General features: G+C 44.2%; 17 protein-coding genes. 8 read left to right on the forward strand and 9 right to left on the reverse strand.

Going from position 1 to position 17,836, the window contains the following annotated elements:
* Positions 1-60: 60 nt before the first annotated feature.
* Positions 61-510: an Hsp20 family protein gene (locus tag ACYX4M_RS13835; RefSeq protein WP_476080536.1), complete on the reverse strand. Its 450-nt coding sequence runs from the start codon at positions 508-510 to the stop codon at positions 61-63.
* Between the two features lie 390 nt (positions 511-900).
* Here ACYX4M_RS13835 and ACYX4M_RS13840 point away from each other — a divergent pair, with 390 nt between their 5' ends.
* Both ACYX4M_RS13840 and pta read left to right on the forward strand, forming a co-directional pair.
* Entirely contained in the window at positions 901-2,082 is a 1,182-nt protein-coding gene (locus ACYX4M_RS13840) for an acetate kinase (protein WP_476080537.1), read from the forward strand.
* 50 nt (positions 2,083-2,132) lie between these two features.
* Complete coding sequence (gene pta, locus ACYX4M_RS13845; RefSeq protein ID WP_476080538.1) at positions 2,133-4,274, forward strand: phosphate acetyltransferase; 2,142 nt, start codon at positions 2,133-2,135, stop codon at positions 4,272-4,274.
* Between the two features lie 76 nt (positions 4,275-4,350).
* Here pta and lnt read toward each other — a convergent pair whose 3' ends face one another.
* From lnt to miaB, 5 genes are all read right to left on the reverse strand, one after another.
* Positions 4,351-5,865 carry an apolipoprotein N-acyltransferase gene (gene lnt / locus ACYX4M_RS13850; protein WP_476082884.1) on the reverse strand — a complete coding sequence of 505 codons (1,515 nt, stop codon included), beginning with the start codon at positions 5,863-5,865 and terminating at the stop codon, positions 4,351-4,353.
* 102 nt (positions 5,866-5,967) lie between these two features.
* Positions 5,968-6,825: a CNNM family magnesium/cobalt transport protein CorC gene (gene corC / locus ACYX4M_RS13855; RefSeq protein WP_334059216.1), complete on the reverse strand. Its 858-nt coding sequence runs from the start codon at positions 6,823-6,825 to the stop codon at positions 5,968-5,970.
* Between the two features lie 116 nt (positions 6,826-6,941).
* The gene (ybeY, locus tag ACYX4M_RS13860) at positions 6,942-7,418 is read right to left on the reverse strand and encodes an rRNA maturation RNase YbeY (protein WP_476080539.1); all 477 of its coding nucleotides are present in this window, start codon (positions 7,416-7,418) and stop codon (positions 6,942-6,944) included.
* Positions 7,415-8,497: a PhoH family protein gene (locus tag ACYX4M_RS13865; protein WP_476080540.1), complete on the reverse strand. Its 1,083-nt coding sequence runs from the start codon at positions 8,495-8,497 to the stop codon at positions 7,415-7,417. Before ACYX4M_RS13865 ends, ybeY begins: the two co-directional genes overlap by 4 nt.
* Positions 8,498-8,526: 29 nt before the next feature.
* Complete coding sequence (gene miaB / locus ACYX4M_RS13870; protein ID WP_156078169.1) at positions 8,527-9,960, reverse strand: tRNA (N6-isopentenyl adenosine(37)-C2)-methylthiotransferase MiaB; 1,434 nt, start codon at positions 9,958-9,960, stop codon at positions 8,527-8,529.
* Between the two features lie 305 nt (positions 9,961-10,265).
* On the opposite strand from miaB, the gene ACYX4M_RS13875 reads away from it, so the two are divergent.
* From ACYX4M_RS13875 to ACYX4M_RS13885, 3 genes are all read left to right on the forward strand, one after another.
* Positions 10,266-11,465, forward strand: a complete 1,200-nt coding sequence (locus ACYX4M_RS13875; RefSeq protein WP_476080541.1) for an FAD-dependent monooxygenase — start codon at positions 10,266-10,268, stop codon at positions 11,463-11,465.
* Positions 11,465-11,641, forward strand: coding sequence for a hypothetical protein (locus tag ACYX4M_RS13880; RefSeq protein ID WP_014948996.1), 177 nt, complete (start codon positions 11,465-11,467; stop codon positions 11,639-11,641). Before ACYX4M_RS13875 ends, ACYX4M_RS13880 begins: the two co-directional genes overlap by 1 nt.
* Before the next feature lie 81 nt (positions 11,642-11,722).
* On the forward strand, positions 11,723-12,205 hold the full coding sequence (locus ACYX4M_RS13885; RefSeq protein ID WP_476080542.1) for a hypothetical protein: 483 nt from the start codon (positions 11,723-11,725) through the stop codon (positions 12,203-12,205).
* A 77-nt stretch (positions 12,206-12,282) separates the two neighbouring features.
* On the opposite strand, the gene ACYX4M_RS13890 is transcribed toward ACYX4M_RS13885, so the two are convergent.
* Positions 12,283-12,873, reverse strand: a complete 591-nt coding sequence (locus ACYX4M_RS13890; RefSeq protein WP_476080543.1) for a TetR/AcrR family transcriptional regulator — start codon at positions 12,871-12,873, stop codon at positions 12,283-12,285.
* A 152-nt stretch (positions 12,874-13,025) separates the two neighbouring features.
* Between ACYX4M_RS13890 and ACYX4M_RS13895 the strand changes: the two genes are divergently transcribed.
* Positions 13,026-13,577 carry a carboxymuconolactone decarboxylase family protein gene (locus ACYX4M_RS13895; protein ID WP_476080544.1) on the forward strand — a complete coding sequence of 184 codons (552 nt, stop codon included), beginning with the start codon at positions 13,026-13,028 and terminating at the stop codon, positions 13,575-13,577.
* A 182-nt stretch (positions 13,578-13,759) separates the two neighbouring features.
* Here the strand turns inward: ACYX4M_RS13895 and ACYX4M_RS13900 are convergent, their stop codons facing one another.
* Both ACYX4M_RS13900 and ACYX4M_RS13905 read right to left on the reverse strand, forming a co-directional pair.
* Positions 13,760-14,167: a hypothetical protein gene (locus ACYX4M_RS13900; RefSeq protein ID WP_476080545.1), complete on the reverse strand. Its 408-nt coding sequence runs from the start codon at positions 14,165-14,167 to the stop codon at positions 13,760-13,762.
* 14 nt (positions 14,168-14,181) lie between these two features.
* Positions 14,182-14,364: a hypothetical protein gene (locus ACYX4M_RS13905; protein ID WP_476080546.1), complete on the reverse strand. Its 183-nt coding sequence runs from the start codon at positions 14,362-14,364 to the stop codon at positions 14,182-14,184.
* 184 nt (positions 14,365-14,548) lie between these two features.
* Between ACYX4M_RS13905 and ACYX4M_RS13910 the strand changes: the two genes are divergently transcribed.
* Entirely contained in the window at positions 14,549-14,719 is a 171-nt protein-coding gene (locus ACYX4M_RS13910) for a hypothetical protein (RefSeq protein ID WP_474872593.1), read from the forward strand.
* A 494-nt stretch (positions 14,720-15,213) separates the two neighbouring features.
* Positions 15,214-17,775 carry a TonB-dependent receptor plug domain-containing protein gene (locus tag ACYX4M_RS13915; RefSeq protein WP_476080547.1) on the forward strand — a complete coding sequence of 854 codons (2,562 nt, stop codon included), beginning with the start codon at positions 15,214-15,216 and terminating at the stop codon, positions 17,773-17,775.
* Positions 17,776-17,836: the final 61 nt, after the last annotated feature.

The raw sequence follows: 17,836 nt of genomic DNA on the forward strand, positions 1-17,836 counted from the left end.
AAAAAAAACGGCGCCGAGAGGCGCCGCTAAAAGTTGGGAAACAAACCAAGAAACTATGTATTAACTCTCAAGCAAACGAGAACCAATTTCTATTTGGCGTGGCTTCTTGGCTTCAGGAATGACTCGCTCCATATCGATATGTAATAGACCATTTTCCATATCTGCAGCTAACACTTTTACATGATCGCCAAGTTGGAATTTACGCTCAAAGTTACGCTCTGAGATGCCTTTATGTAAGAACTTACGTTCTTTACTGTCTTTGCTTTCCGCTTCCGTTTTCTTAGTTCCAGTAATAGTTAATGTATTCTCTTCAACCTGAATTGACACATCGTCTTTACTGAAGCCCGCAATTGCCATAGTCACGCGATACTTGTCATCGCCAAGTAACTCGATGTTGTACGGCGGATAAGTGCTCTGTTTCTCTGCGCGAGATGCTGCATCAATAAGAGATGCTAGGTGGTCAGAACCAATGAATGAACGGTAAAGTGGAGATAGATCGATAGTACGCATAGTCATATCCTCAAAATTAAGCAATATGTTTAAAAATAAAGTGCCCCGACTTTGCGGCGGCGGTTTTGTCGACCTGACTCTTCAGCGCCGACAAATCATATATAGGAATGGCCCAAATACTTTTCAAGAAAGAAAATTGAATTTCTTTGAAAATAATAACGAAATTTCACTAAGTGATTGAAAGTATATCATTTATTTTTTGCGAAACTCGCCTCATGAATGGGTTTTCGCATTCTTAGTTGAAGGGATACTGTTTAACACCCAAATATCATATTGAATTATGCGATAATTTTTATAAAACATTTAGCATTTGTTTAACCCCTCTAGTTGTTTAGAAATGCTACAATTGGTTAAACAGAATGTCTTACCATTTTAATTGAAATTACAAGAATGAAAAAAGAAGTTATTGTTTTAAACTGTGGCAGCTCTTCAGTAAAGTTTGCCATTATCGACGCTGATACTGGCGAAGCGGGCCTGTCTGGTATTGCAGAGGCATTGGGAAATAGCGATGCGAGCTTATCCTTTAAGCTAAACGGAAAAAAAGAGAAGCGAGCATTGCCAGAAAAAGCAGGGCATACAGAAGCGTTAAACGCTATCTCTGAAATTATTGCAAGCACAGGCGTGAAGCCTATCGCCATTGGTCACCGTGTTGTACACGGTGGAGAAAAGTTTAAAGGTGCTGCCCTTGTAGATAATAGCGTACTTGAAGCAATCGAAGAGTATGCGAGCATGGCACCGCTTCATAATATGGCTAATCTAAAAGGCATTGTAACCGCTCAAGCTGCGTATCCAGATTTGCCACATGTTGTGGTATTCGATACTTCATTTTTTCAAACACTTCCGCAAAAAGCCTTTATTTATGCACTACCGATGTCGCTTTATCGTGAACACGGTATTCGGCGCTATGGCTTCCACGGAACTAGCCACAAGTTTATACTTGATAGCATGGCGAAGACTCTTGAAAAGCCAGTTTCAGACACCAGCATAATCAGTGCGCACTTAGGCAACGGCTGTAGCGTGTCAGCAATTGAAAAAGGTCAGGCAGTAGACACCAGCCTTGGCTTCATTCCTTTAGAAGGGCTAGTAATGGGCACGCGCTGTGGTGACTTAGATCCTAGCTTGCCCGGTACGCTACAGAAAAAGCTTGGTAAAACCGCAGATGAAATTGGCGACTTATTAAACAAGCAATCAGGTTTGCTAGGCATTTCAGAGCTTAGCAACGACTGCAGAACCCTCGAAGATGCTGCACTTGAAGGTCACGAAGGCGCACTATTGGCAATAGAAATTTTTTGCTATCGCCTAGCTAAATACATAGCAGGCTACATGGTAGCTGTGCCAACGTTAGACGCTATTGTTTTCACAGGTGGTATCGGAGAAAACTCGTCGCTCATTCGAGAAACAACCATGGGCTATTTCGCACATTTTGGTATCAGCCTTGATGAGAAGAGAAATAGCGACGCACGTTTTGGTCAAGGTGGAAAAATAACTACAGATTCAGCGTCAACCGCCGTTTATGTTGTACCAACTAATGAAGAATGGGTAATAGCGGCTGAAGCTGCAACCTTCGCGTAAATTCAATTAGCAATGCCAACGCGTAAGTGTTGGCAATAGCAGGAGTAACTATGTCTCGCAAAATTATGTTGATCCCCGTAGGTACCAGTGTGGGCCTCACTACGGTCAGCATGGGCCTTGTTCGTGCCATCGAGGAGCAAGGTATAAAGCTTAATTTTTTCAAACCCGTTGCCCAACCTAGAAAGGGCGACAATGGGGAAGAGCGATCTACAGCTATTATTGCGCATCATGCCAGTGTGTCGCCAATAGAGCCGTTCGAACTTGAATACGTTGAGCGAATGATCAGCAGTGATAATACTGATGAGCTTTTAGAAGAAATTATTGAGCGATTTGAAGAAAAGAGCGTTCAAGATGCAGTAACCGTTATAGAAGGGCTGGTGACAACCCGTCATCATCCCTATGCGGAGCGTTTAAATTTAGAAATTAGCCGTGCTCTTGATGCCGATATTGTTTTTGTGGCGGTGCCTGGCAACGAGTCAACGACGGATATTAATCACCGCCTTGAAATCGTTGTCGATACCTATGGCGGTCATAAAAGTCAAAAGGTGGTTGGTTGTATCTTCAACAAGGTTAACGCGCCTTTTGATGAACACGGACGACTTCGTGCAGATATCGGTGCAATAGAGGCGCCTGAGCACGATGAAGAGCGTACGCAGGCCCTGCGTGATTTGCCTATTTTCAAGAGAGGGTTGAGCCTTCTTGGTACTATTGATTGGAGTGCTGACCTCGTTTCGCCACGTGCAACAGACGTTGCGGAGCACCTTAATGCGACATTGCTTAACGAGGGGGAGCTGGCAGAACGCAGATTAAGCAGCGTTACATTCTGCGCCCGAGAAATTCACAATATGACGCATACCCTTAAACCGGGAGCGTTACTAGTGATGTCAGGCGACCGCGGTGATGTATTTGTGTCTTGCTGTTTGGCTGCGCTAAACGGGACCAAGCTGGGCGCGCTATTACTTACAGGCGGCTACCAGCCCGATGAAAATATTATGGCATTATGTAGTCAAGCCATGGAAACGGGCCTACCAGTAATGTTGGTAAATTCAAATACATGGCAAACAGCGCAGGCACTTCACGCTTTTAACCAAGAAGTGCCGGTTGATGACAGCCAACGTATCGAAAAGGTGATGGTGCATACGGCAGAAAGCTTAGATGCAAGCTGGGTGAATTCACTAACCCAAAAAGTATCTCGCCAGAAAAAGCTTTCGCCATCAGCATTCCGTTTCTATCTTACCAACCGTGCAAGGCAGGTAAACAAACGCATTGTGCTACCTGAAGGTAACGAGCCAAGAACCGTTGTTGCGGCTTCTATCTGTGCTAAGCGTGGTTTAGCGCGCCCGGTACTTATTGGTGATGAAACAGAGATTCGCCGTGTAGCAGAGCAGCAAGGTGTAGTACTGAGCGACGGCGTAGAAATACTTTCTCCTAGAGAGATAAAAGATGACTATGTCGAAGGTTTAGTGGCACTGCGCGGTCATAAAGGCGTTACTGAAGTAGTTGCTAAAGAGTTACTGGAAGACAACGTGACTTTAGGCACAATGATGCTTCAGCAAGACGATGTGGATGGCCTAGTCTCTGGCGCGGTAAACACTACTGCGAACACTATTCGCCCAGCGCTTCAGTTAATTAAAACAGCTGAAAACGCCTCTTTAGTATCGTCAGTATTTTTCATGCTGTTGCCTGATCAAGTTTTGGTTTACGGCGACTGTGCTATTAACCCTGACCCCAACGCACAGCAACTAGCCGACATAGCAATTCAGTCTGCTGAATCGGCGCAGATGTTTGGTATTGAACCACGAGTAGCTATGATCAGCTACAGTACAGGCTCTTCAGGTGCTGGTAGCGATGTAGAGAAAGTGCGTGAGGCTACTAAAATTGCGCAAGAGCTACGCCCCGATTTACTTATCGACGGCCCGCTTCAATACGATGCTGCAGCCATTGAAAGTGTAGGTAAGAGCAAGGCACCAAACAGCCCGGTTGCCGGTAAAGCAAACGTGTTTGTTTTCCCAGACCTAAACACAGGTAACACCACTTATAAAGCGGTGCAGCGTAGCTTCGACTTAGTGTGTATTGGCCCTATGCTTCAGGGAATGAGAAAACCGGTAAACGATTTGAGTCGCGGTGCGCTGGTTGATGATATTGTCTTTACCATTGCCCTTACCGCTATTCAGGCGGCGGGTACTCATTAACGTAAAAATACGTCCATAGATAAATTAAAACGGCGCTTAACGCGCCGTTTTTGTTTATCGTCTGTTTGAAGCATTTTTATTGATGCAGTGATTGACGCCGTTTAAGCTTCATTGCGCCGAGCAAAAGTATAATTACTAAAGACCAAACGCCAAATTCTTGAATGTGGTAATAAGGAGTGAATCCGCGAGTTGCGACCACGGGGGCCGTAATGTTTGCGGTAATGAATTGTGGCAACTGCGCTGTAATTTGACCTTTATGATCGATAAAAGCAGTAATACCATTGTTGGTCGCTCTAACAACAGGGCGCCCCAACTCAAGAGCTCGCATTTGCGCTATTTGCAAATGCTGAGCTGGGCCGTGGGAGTGCCCAAACCACGCGTCGTTACTTACGGTGATTATCATGTCCGTATCTTCATACACATTTGCCATTACTTGGTGAGGAAACGCAATTTCAAAACAGATAGCGGGCGCTAAGTGAATGCCATTAGCTTCAAGATTAGCCTGCTGATAGTCACCACGAGAAAATGACGACATTGGTAAGTCGAACAGGGGAGCGAGCGGGCGTAGCCAGTCTTCAAAAGGTACAAATTCACCTACGGGTAAGAGGTGATGTTTCGAAAAGCGGTTATTGTGGAAATATTGGTAATCAGGGTATGTAGCATCTGGCGTGCGTTTACCAAGCACGATAAGGTTATTCCACGCATCGTCTGTTTCCCAATTATAATTTACAATACCAGTTATAAGTGCCGTGTCTTCTAGAAAGGCTCTTTCATTAACTTTAGCAAGGTAAGGCTGGGCCAATGGCTCAAGCTTGGGAACGGCCGCTTCTGGCCATATAATTAAGTCGTTATCCCATAAGCTTTCGGTTAGTTTCCAATAGGTGTCCATAGTAGGGCCATCTTGCTCTGGCACCCATCGCAAACTTTGCGCAATATTACCTTGAGCCATACCTACCGAGTAGGTCTTTTTTGGCTCAACCCAACTATGCTGTTTAAGCAGGTAACCACTGGTAAACAAACACAGCGCCACCAATGTGGCATTAGCGAAAGTTCGCTTATTATGTATTAAAGCAAATAGGGTAGCGCTAATAACGATAAGCGCGCTTATTCCCGTTTCGCCAATAATAGGTGCAAAGCCAGACAGCGGGCTTTCTAACTGGCTGTAGCCTAACGATAGCCATGGAAAACCACTTAACATCCAGCTTCTAAGCCATTCAGCTACAATCCAGAAAAAGGGAAGTGCCATAGGCCAAAGCTGTGGCGAAAAATATTTTGCAGTAAACTTGGTGGCAAGCGCTGGATATAGCGCTAAGTAACTACAAAGTAATGACATTAAGGCGATAGAGCCGATAAGCGGTAGTCCACCAAAGTCGGCGATACTTACGTGTACCCAGCTTATTCCAGCCCCAAACCAACCTGCACCAAATAACCACCCGGCTAAAAACGGGCGATGCTTCAGCTTGATAACTTGACGTATAGCAAGTGCGAGGGCAGGAATAGTTAAAAGCCACATGTTAAATGGGGCAAAAGCGAGCGTTAAACTTGCACCGCTTAACACAAGAAGAAAGTGGGGGATAAACCGTTTCAGCATAGAAGTCATCTGATGGTGGTTGATAGAATTTATATTCACAGGGTAAGCACTTATAAGTTTGTGCTACCCCGTGCTGAAATAAGTGTTATTTTGGTGACTTCGCTATTCCAGTGAAGGCACTGAAACCTTGAGTTGTATAAGCCGACGTTTATCAGAGTTAGTCACTTTAAACTGAACATCGCCGATGGTGATTTCATCATTAGTTTCAGGCATATGGCCAAAGGCTTTTAGCACAATGCCACCAATGGTATCGGCTTCTTCTTCGCTGAACTTGGTTTCAAAAAACTCGTTAAAATCGTCCACTGGGGTTAATGCTTTAACCGAGTATGTTGATTTATTTAATGGGCGAATATCATCGGTTCCGTCTTCTTCGGTATCGTACTCATCTTCAATTTCGCCCACGATAATCTCAAGAATATCTTCGATAGTCACCAAACCGGACACGCCGCCGTATTCGTCTACAACAATAGCCATGTGGTAGCGCTGTTGGCGGAATTCTTTAAGCAGAACGTCAACCCGTTTGCTCTCTGGAACAATAACCGCAGGGCGCAGGATATCTTTTAAATTGAATTCTTTTTCTGCGTTAAAAGCAAATGCAAGAAGGTCTTTTGCGAGCAAAATACCTTCGATATGGTCTTTATCTTCACTAATAACGGGGAAACGGGAGTGAGCAGATTCAAGCATTAAAGGTAGAAATTCTTCTACTTTCTTCTCTACATCGATAGTGGTCATTTGAGCGCGAGGGATCATAATATCTCTCACTCGCATTTCATTTACCCCAATAACCCCTTCAATCATTTCTCGGGTTTGTGGGTCAATAATTTCGTTTTGTTCAGCATCAGTAATAACCGATACTAACTCTTCTTTACTTTTCGGCTCGCCAGAAATCGAATTTTTTAGTTTATCTAACCAACTCTTGCCTGAGGAGCCGTTGGTAGAGTGAGGATTATCGTCGCTCATAATGTCCGTTTAATTGTTAGGTCAACGCCAACGTTAAAATGGTTCGTGCTGGTCGTCAATGTTTTATTGTTATTAAGTGTCAAAGTGCTTTTATAACAACAGTTTATGATTGTTTGTTAGTCACTGATTTCGTAGGGGTTGATAATGCCAAGACTTGCAAGAATATCAATCTCTTTGCTTTCCATTTCCTCGGCGTCTGCATCGTCAATATGGTCATAACCCATTAAATGCAATAGCCCGTGAACCGTCATGTGGGCATAGTGATCGCTCACTTGTTTTCGTTGCTCTTCAGCTTCGCGGCTTATAACCGGGGCACAAATAACGAGGTCGCCTAATAAGTTGATTTCAATCCCGGGAGGCGCTTCGAAAGGAAAAGACAGCACATTGGTTGGCTTATCTTTCCCTCTGTACTCGTGGTTAAGGCTTTGACTTTCGGCTTCGTCAGTAAAGCGGATAGTCACTTCTTGATCACTTAAGTCTTCATACTTGAGCACAGCATTAGACCAACGCTCAAGCTCTGAAGGTGAGGGAATGGCCGACAAAATAGCTTCGTCACCTTCAAATGCTTGCTGTACATCAATAATGGCGGTCACGATGCGTTGTCGTCTTTCGTTTGTGTCGCGCTATCGTCTTTAGAAGCTTGTTCACGTTGAAGTCGCAACGCTTCTTCTTTACGTTCTTTGCGAAGGCGCTCTTGTTCAGCGTCGTGCACTTCATAGGCTCTGACAATACGCGCAACCACAGGGTGGCGAACCACGTCTTCAGCGTTAAAGAAGTTGAAAGAAATGTCATCCACTTCGCTCAACACTTCAATAGCGTGTCGTAGACCTGATTTTGCACCGCGAGGTAAGTCTACCTGCGTGATGTCACCCGTTATCACCGCTTTCGAATTAAAGCCAATACGGGTTAAGAACATTTTCATTTGTTCTACCGTCGTGTTTTGGCTCTCATCTAAAATGATAAAGGCGTCGTTCAGTGTTCGACCACGCATATAGGCAAGCGGCGCAACCTCTATCACGTTGCGCTCCATAAGCTTTTCTACTTTTTCAAAGCCCAACATTTCAAACAGGGCGTCGTAAAGCGGTCGCAAGTATGGATCAACTTTTTGTGAAAGGTCGCCGGGCAAGAAGCCGAGTTTTTCACCAGCTTCTACCGCTGGGCGGGTAAGCAAGATACGGCGAATTTCTTGTCGCTCTAGTGCATCGACAGCAGCAGCGACGGCGAGGTAGGTTTTACCCGTACCGGCAGGTCCAATACCAAAGGTAATATCGTGGTTTACAATGTTCGCCACATATTGCGCTTGGTTAGGGTTACGCGGCTTAATAACACCGCGCTTGGTTTTAATATTCACTTCTTTGCCATAGCCGCCAGTTGCGTCTTTTTCAATAACGCGGGCTTCTTGAATGGCGAGATGCACTTGTTCTGCTTCTAGCTCGGGAATACGGCCCTTAATAGGCTGTGTTTCTATGTAAAGAAGCTTAAGTAATTCGCTGGCACTTTTTATTTGCTGCGGTTCACCCAACACCTTGAATGCGTTATTTCGGTAGGTAATCTCTACGCCTAACCTGCGCTCAATTTGTTTAATGTTGTCATCAAAGGGGCCACATAAACTCGACAAACGTTTGCTATCTGCCGGTTCTAATTCAAATTCGTTACTAACCAATGTACTCAAGCTACTTTTTTCCTCGCTATAAAATGTATTTAGGCTGGGTTAAATTGACCCACGCCAAGCTCATCGGGCAAATCTGCCTGATGCTTTGCCATGATAGATTGGGGCGAAACGGCAACACGCAAGCCCATTTCGCTCTCTCTGCGCACAACTTCACCACGTAATGAGTTAGTGAATACGTCAGTGATGTTTACATCAACGAATTCGCCAATCATGTCTGGTGTGCCTTCGAAGTTCACTACACGGTTATTTTCAGTACGTCCCGAAAGTTCCATTGGGTTTTTCTTTGACGGACCTTCAACCAAAATTCGCTGCTCTGTGCCAACCATGTGACGAGCAATACGAAGGGCCTGTTGCGTAATACGCTGTTGTAGTAGGTGAAGACGTTGCTTCTTAGTTTCTTCACTTACGTCATCTACTGCGTCGGCAGCAGGTGTACCCGGGCGAGCACTGTAAATAAAGCTGAAGCTAAGGTCGTAATCCACAGCCTGAATCAAATCCATGGTAGCTTCAAAATCGGCATCTGTTTCACCTGGGAAACCAATAATGAAGTCACTCGACAAGCTAATGTTCGGGCGAATTTTCTTCAGCTTACGCATTTTCGATTTGTATTCAATTGCCGTATGGCCACGCTTCATCAGGTTAAGAATGCGGTCAGATCCACTTTGAACAGGCAAGTGCAGGTGGTCAACCAACTCAGGGATAGACGCGTATGCTTCGATAATGTCGTCAGTAAATTCAACCGGGTGAGATGTGGTGTAACGAATACGGTCGATACCGTCGATGGCCGCTACCAATTCAAGCAGCTCAGAGAAACGACAAATTGTACCGTCGTAATTTTCACCGCGATACGCGTTAACGTTTTGACCTAGAAGATTTACTTCACGGACGCCTTGACCTGCAAGCTGAGCGATTTCAAGCAACACGTCGTCAACAGGGCGGCTTACTTCTTCACCACGGGTGTAAGGTACTACGCAGAACGTACAGTATTTTGAACAGCCTTCCATGATTGAAACAAACGCCGTTGGACCTTCAGCACGTGGCTCAGGCAGGCGATCAAACTTTTCAATTTCCGGGAAGCTCACGTCAATCACTGACTTTGCGCCGCCCTGAAGTTCGTTGATCATTTCAGGCAAACGGTGCAGTGTTTGTGGGCCAAATACCAAGTCTACAAAAGGTGCGCGCTGGCGTATGGTGTCACCCTCTTGTGAAGCCACACAGCCGCCCACACCGATAATAAGTTCAGGTTTATCTTGCTTAAGAGTTTTCCAACGGCCTAGCTGGTGAAACACCTTTTCCTGTGCTTTTTCACGAATAGAGCAAGTGTTAAGCAAGATGACATCGGCTTCTTCAGCACTTTCAGCAGCACTGTAGCCATGCGTTGAGTCTAGTAAGTCTGCCATTTTCTCCGAGTCGTACTCGTTCATTTGGCAGCCCCAGGTTTTGATATACAGCTTTTTAGTCATAACAACTATTCGATAACCTGTTAATGTTCCTGTAAGTGAATGCAGTATCACCGTTGTTTAGAAAAGGTGGCTGCCAGAATGTTGTTTTACGTGAGGCGCTTAAATCACCACGTAAAAAACACTGATAATGTCAGTTACAGGAAGATGTTCAAAATAGCCGCATATTTTACCTGTTATGTAAGCATATTCCCAGTATCTTGAGACGATTCGTTAAGAATTGATCTAGGGCAAGCCAGTTCTACGTTTTACTTCACAGCGCTTCGCATTTTAAGACATAATGCAAGTGCGTGTTTTAAGGAGAATAAATGTTCGATTTTTGTATAAATGGCGGCGGAATGGTGGGGGCTACATTAGCGCTGGGGCTTGCTCAGCAGCAATTCAAGGTCGCCGTCACTGAGCCTTATTTACCGGCACCTTTTAAGCCTGAGGATGGCCCGGACTTAAGGGTTTCAGCTATCAGCGAAGCATCGGTGACGCTGTTAAAAGCCCTTGGTGCTTGGGAACACATTGCCGCCATGCGTGTTAAACCTTACACCGGCCTTAGTGTATGGGACGATCCTTCCCATCGAACAGATTTTACCGCACACAGTATCGACATGCCCCAATTAGGCTACTTTGTGGAAAATCGATTGTTGCAGTTAGGTTGTCATGAAGCGCTAAAACAGTATGAGAATGTTGAGCTTATCACTGGTCAAACGGTGCAGGACATTCGGCTAGCGAATACTGCAAACGTTAAATTATCTAGCGGCAGAACTATTGAAGCTAAGTGGCTTATTGGTGCTGATGGCGCAAACTCTCAGGTAAGAAAAGCTGCAGGAATAGGCACAACGGGTTGGCAATATGCACAGCAGGCGATGGGTATCACCATTAAAATGGAGAACGCCGTTGAACCTATAACATGGCAGCAATTTACATCGAGCGGCCCGAAAGCCTTTTTACCTATGTTTGATAACTACGCTTCGCTAGTTTGGTATGACTCGCCTGACGAACTCAAACGGATTAGAAGTTTAAAAGCGAGCCAACTTGAAAGTGAAATTCTTAAAACGTTTCCAGACGAATTAACCAGAAATGGCAATAGCTTTTCAGTTATTGATAAAGCGATTTTTCCCCTCACGCGTGCTCATGTTAATCACTATGTGAAAGGCTGTTGCGTGTTAATTGGTGATGCAGCACACACCATCAACCCCCTTGCTGGACAGGGTGTTAATTTAGGTTTTAAAGATGTAGAAAGCTTTCTTTCTGTGTGTGCTGAATTCAAGCCATTCGGTAGCGACAACGCATTGTCGCTAACCGATAAAGTATTTTCTCAAAGGCTTATCAGCAATTATGAAAAGCCACGAAAGCGAGATAATTTGGTGATGATGACGGCAATGGATGGGTTTTATACCTTGTTTAGCAATGACGTTGCCCCCATAAAATGGATAAGAAACCAGTTGCTTTCTGTGGCGCAGCGCATAGAGCCTGCTAAACAAGAAGTGCTCAAATATGCGATAGGGTTACGATAATGGAAGTGTTAATTTTACTGGCGGTGTTATTTGGTGCGCTAGCATTGATTATACCGCTAATAGAACGCTCTAAAATGCGAATCAGTAATGAGGATGCTGCGAAATGGGCTAAGTGGATTTGGCCCTTAATGGGGATTTTGCTTATCGCCCAGTTGTTGCGGTTACTGTTCTCTTAGCTGCTGCTTAGGTTTAAAAAGCCACAAAATCTAGCCACTTGCCGAACTCAAATCAATTCACTTTTTCAAAGGTTCAAAGGAATGACCGTACAATTTTCGCAAGGGTTCTCCAATCAATGTCCGTGGGTTAATCTAAAAGGCTATGGCCTTTATTATATTTGGCAAGGGCATCCAGCAGACGAAGGTGAAAAACTCTTTTATCAGTTGAAGAGTAAACCTGACCCCGAAAAGGTTGAGGTGATGTCTGCCTGCTGGGATGGCTATGCAGGCAGTTACCAGTTAAGTGCTGAAGGAAGCCTTATTCTCACTCGGTTTCATTACTTCCTCCCCAACGGGTTAGGGAAGTCCGATGCCTTACTTGAGGAGTTACACGGCGACTTTTACTTAGAATTTAGAACCCACTTTGAAGGCGATCAGCTATATGTACCGTTTGTTGATGGTAAAGTGACTGTTGACCAGGAACAGTGGGTTGAGGTAAAGCGAGCCTACGTTAACGTGAAAACGGACAAAAATGGTTTTTCCACTTGGTTTAAACGGTTTATTCCGAACCGCTTATTTAAGTAAACCAGGGCCCATCCAACTGGTTTCACGGCAATTTTCATGAAATGCGCTGCTTCAGTTTTTGTATGCCTTTATCTACATTAATGTGTTTGTTGTGGCCATTGTCCTTTCAAATCGATAATGACTTTGTCTATCATCTTAATAGTTGTTTGATTATCGTCTTGCAGTAAGGCAAACGCTCGTAAGCCAACGAACTGATTTTGAAGCCACTCTGCGGCTGTTGACGTTGGCGTATGTTCAGGCAATTCACCTTTTTCGATACAGGCTTCAATAATATTTCTAAAACCAGCCTTAAGGGTTTGCATGCTCTCAAGTACAGCTTTTTTGGCAATATCACCAATGAGTTCTAATTCTGCAATAGACTTAACCAACAAGCACTGGCGCATGTAGCGTTGCTCGTCGGGGCCAGTTAATGCTGTTTCAAAAAAGCTATAAAGCGCATTTAAAGGCGACTCGGCTTTTGCTACTTGTTTTAACCGTTCTGCGCTATTTTGCGCATACTGTTCAATAACAAGCTTAAATAAACCCTCTTTACTTTGAAAGCGAGCGTAGATACTGCCGGGGCGCATATCTAACGCTTGTTGAATATCGCGCATACCCGCAGCATGAAAGCCTCGTTGCCAAAAAAGCGCAGTGGCTTTTTCAATAATATCATCGTGGTCATATTTCATAGCTGCATACCTTATGCGTGAATGTTTTGAACATGTGTTCAATTATTACTTGAACGATCGTTCAAGTAAACATATTATTACTCTCACATTAGAAGGATAAGGGTAATCAAGGTGGTTACTTTAGTTTCTAGTCACATCGACAGGAGAGTGATATGAGCGATTTTAAATTACATACAAAAGACACAGCGCCAGAAGCGGCAAAGCCACTAATTGATAATTCGGTAAGCGCATTTGGCATGCTGCCTAACCTTCACGCAGTAATGGCTGAAGCGCCTACGCTTCTTGAAGGCTATCAAGTGCTACACAAGCTAGCCCAAGAAACCTCGTTCAGCGCAGAAGAACTAACGGTAGTTTGGCAGGCAGTAAACGTAGAACACGCATGTCATTACTGCGTACCTGCGCATACGGGCATTGCTAAAAGCATGAAAGTAAGTGATGACTTGATTGAAGAGCTACGCAATGATGAAACATTGTCTGATAGTAAATTGAATACGCTAAAAGAAACCGTACTTGCTGTAACTCGCGGACGCGGCAATGTTGACAGTGCGCAGCTAGATGCATTCTACAGTGCTGGCTACCAACATCAGCAACTACTTGAAATTATTCTTATTCTGGCGCAAAAAGTGATGAGTAACTATACCAACCACTTGGCCGAGACTCCGGTAGATGAGCCATTTAAAAAGTTCGAGTGGTCACCTAAATAAGAGTTTTTATCGGGGAAATAAAAGCTCAGCTTTTGTTTCCCTCACCTACTCACCTATTTACCGACAAACGGCTTTTTGTATAAATACAGGCATTGTAGAACCGCAAGTAGTCCCGCACTAAAAAATATATAAATTAGAATCGCAGACAGCATTACTTTTCCTCAACTTTATTTTTACTAGCTTCACTGCGCTAACTGAATGGTTTCCAATAGCCAACGTTTAGCGGCCGCTTTGTTGTTAAACACTTCAATTTTATCTCCGGCTCGTTGATAGATACTGCCGAAATGCTGCGTGGCGAAACTGGGCGAATTTGATTTTTCTACAAGCAATGCGGTACCGACTCTGCCATTCTCTATATCTTTTTTTACAAGCTGAATGAGGTGCGTTTCTGCGTCAGGTACGTGAATCGGCTCGCCATAAATGGTTACCATTACTCCCCAAGGTGCGCCTCTTAGCCCTTCTAGTATCGACTTAGCCTGGTCGGTTGAATGTTGAAGCGCTTCTACATTCCAAGGTCCGTGTCCTTCAAGAATAAGTATGCGATCTTCCCGGTGAACATACACTTCGCCATGGGGTATGAAACGGGTCATTTTAACCAGCTGATTTATGAGGCGATTGGTAGCTGAGGCTCAAGCTCTTCAGCAGTATTGAGCGCAACAATTTCTTCATAACCTTTTTGCTGCAGCAGAATTTTTAAATCATTTCGTGATGCACATTTTGTGCGCTTGGCAAGCGCTATAGCTTCAATGAAACAAGATAGGTGGGTTGTTGATTGTGCCTGTGTCATATACTTCTCATTTTGTTGCGTTGACGGAACAACTTTGTCGAATACTGAAGTCACTCATGTGACGTTTATGTGACTTTTTTATGAAAAAAATCAATAAAAGTTCAATATCAACCTTGAAATGTATATACATTGAATATACGTTAATAGTTCGATTTGGTGCTTCTTACTCATAAAAGCGGTCGAGATGTCTGAAAAAAGCAATAAAAAGAAGAAAAAGAATAGTCAGATGATTATTCGTATTAATGACGAAGAAAGAGCGCAGTTTATCGCGCTTTGCGATTCTTTGGATACGTCTGCGGCTCGCGAAGTAAGACGCTTCATTCGTGAATTCATTGAACAACACAATGAAGAGTAAATGCTGATAAACAGCAATACACTACAGAAGATATTGAGGATATAAAAATGGCTAAGAAAAAAGAAATCAAAAAAGAGATGAAAGTAGCAAAGGCAAAAATTGCGAAGCAAGAAAGCAAACTAAAAAAGCTAAAGAAAAAGCTTAAAAAAGCATAACGCTATGTAATGTTTAAGAAGGTGGCTACGGCCACCTTTTTTCATTGCGAAAGCAGAAAAACCTTGTTCAATATTTTGTCCCTTAAATCCCACCTGTCATCGATATTTCTAAATTATTACAACTTTAGTATTGTGCGGTGGAATATTTTTGTGATTTACTCACCCCACAGCATATTTGCTTACCACTTCTAATAATTATAAGTCTAGTCAGACAATTCGGCGTTTAGCAGTACCCCAACAACAGAAAAAGAAAATGTATCTGTAGGTCTTTTTTCTACTCGGTAGAGTAAGAAGCACAGTTTTCAATGCATTAAACACATAAAATTCAGGAACATCACAATGCAACAGGCAAAATTTAACGCTTCTGTTTTTAAGCTTTCCTTAATCGCTTCTGCAATAGCAGGCATGCAATTTTCTACTTCAACACTTGCACAAGAACAAACTACAGTTGATGAGCAGGATGTTGAACAAATTCAAATCGTAGGTTCTCGACGTGTAGGCCGCACTATCAATGATTCTCCAGTACCTATCGATATTATCGACGCTTCTTCTATTGAAGCGACGGGCCTTACTGAAACCAACATGATTTTAAATCAGTTACTGCCTAGCTTTAACTTCCCACAGCCTTCGATTACTGACGGTACAGACCACGTTCGTCCGGCCCAACTTCGCGGTTTAGCGCCAGATCACACGCTGGTGCTGGTAAACGGAAAGCGTCGTCATACTTCGGCCCTACTTAACCTTAACGGTTCAGTAGGGCGCGGCTCTTCTGCAGTAGATTTAAATGCAATTCCAGCAAATGCGATTAAACGTATTGAAGTTTTGCGAGACGGTGCTGCAGCGCAATACGGTTCAGACGCTATCGCTGGCGTTATCAATATTGTGTTGAAAGACGCGGCAGAAGGCGGTGAAGTATCGGCAACGTACGGTGCCAACGTTACTACCATGGACGGTGTACCAAATCTTGAGAGCGTAGGCATTGGTACCGATGGTAATTTAGCATTTGAAGAGGGCAGTGACAGAGAGTTAACCGATGGTCAAACTCTTACCCTTCGCGGCAACATGGGCTTTGAGTGGGGCGATGATGGTTTTATAAATGTTTCTGGTGAATATCGCGACCGCGGCCAAGCAAATCGTGCAGACTACGACCAGCGAGAAAACTATGCACGGGACGCAGACGGTAACTTAGATCCTCGTGAACTTACCGTTAACCGTTACAATCACGTTTACGGCAACGGTGAAGTAGAAGACTACGCATTATTTATAAATGCAGGTAAAGCGCTAACTGACAGCGTTGAGTTTTATACTACTGCAGGTTATAGCACGCGAGACTCTCTTGGTAGTGGTTTTTATCGCCGTGCACAAGACTCACGCAATATCGTTGAAATTTATGAAGATGGCTTCTTACCTTCTATTCAAACCGATATTACCGACATGTCGCTTATCGCTGGCATTAAAGGCTATGGGGATGTCTGGAATTACGACTTATCGTTAACGCACGGTGGTAACGAACTAGAATACGGCGTAGTTAACACACTAAATACGTCACTTGGCCCAACAAGCCAGACCGAATTCGACGCGGGGACCCTTGAATACGATACGACTATCATCAACGCAGACGCGTCTCGTCTTGTCGAAACAGGGCTGTTTTACAGCGAAATGAACTTTGCAATGGGCGCAGAATATCGCCACGAGGGATATGAAATTACTGCGGGTGAAGAAAACTCTTATATCCAAGGTACCTTTGGCCCAGGTGGTGTGGTAACTGATCCAGTTAACGGCCCGTTTGGTGCCGCTGGCTCGCAAGTGTTCCCAGGTTTTACACCAGAATCTGCAGGTGACAATAGCCGTCACAACTACAGCTTTTATGTTGATTTAGAAGCTGATGTGGTTGAGAACTGGAATGTAGCGGTGGCTGGGCGCTTTGAAGATTATTCTGACTTTGGCAGCACGTTTAACTGGAAAATGTCGCACCGTGTGACGCTAAGCGATGCTTTTGCCCTTCGTGCGTCGGTATCAACAGGCTTTAGAGCGCCGTCTCTTCAGCAGCAGTTCTTTACCTCTATTGCCACTGTTTTTGTTGATGGCGAGCCAACTGAGACTGGCACTTTTGCTCCATCAAGTGATGTAGCGCAAGCATTAGGTAGCCCAGGGCTAGATGCGGAAGAGTCTAATAACTACAGCGCAGGTTTTACCTACTCACCAAATGCCGACTTCAACTTGACCGTAGATTTCTACCGCATTGATATCGACGATCGTATTGTGTTGTCGAATAACCTATCTGGTGACGCGATTGAGGCCTTGCTAGAGGGTACTGGAGCAAACCGTGCTCGCTTCTTCTTAAACGCTATCAACTCTCGCACCGAAGGTGTCGACATCGTGTCTACTTACACCTTGAACACGGCAGATTACGGTGCGTTTAACTTTAATGCGGGTGCGAACTTTAATGACAACGAAGTGACAGACATTCTAGATGCTCCTGACGTGCTGCAAAATGCTGGGTTCGACCAAGACAACCTGTTCAGCGATGTCGAGCTTCGTCGTTTTGAAACAGCGTCACCAGACAGCAAGCTGAACTTAGGTGTTACGTGGAATTATGACCGTTACACCACCACGTTACGCACAACCCGTTACGGTGAAGTGGAAGATCCATCTTCGGTTGATGCACGAAATGAGATCATTCCATCTGAATGGATAACCGACTTGGATGTTCGTGTTGCGTTAACAGATGGGCTAACGGTTTCGGTAGGTGCTAACAATATCTTTGATGTATACCCAGAGCCAACGCGAGATTTGGTGGATGATGTAACTACATTCTCTCGCTTATTCTCATATTCTGGCTTCTCGCCTTACGGTTTTACTGGCCGTTTTGTTTACGGAAAAGTGTCTTATAGCTTTTAATTAAGGCGTAATAATACGGCTTGAAAAAAGAAGTAAACTTCAATGAAAAAGCCCCTAGTAG

The organism is Alteromonas sp. ABV4_150 (genome assembly GCF_056311745.1).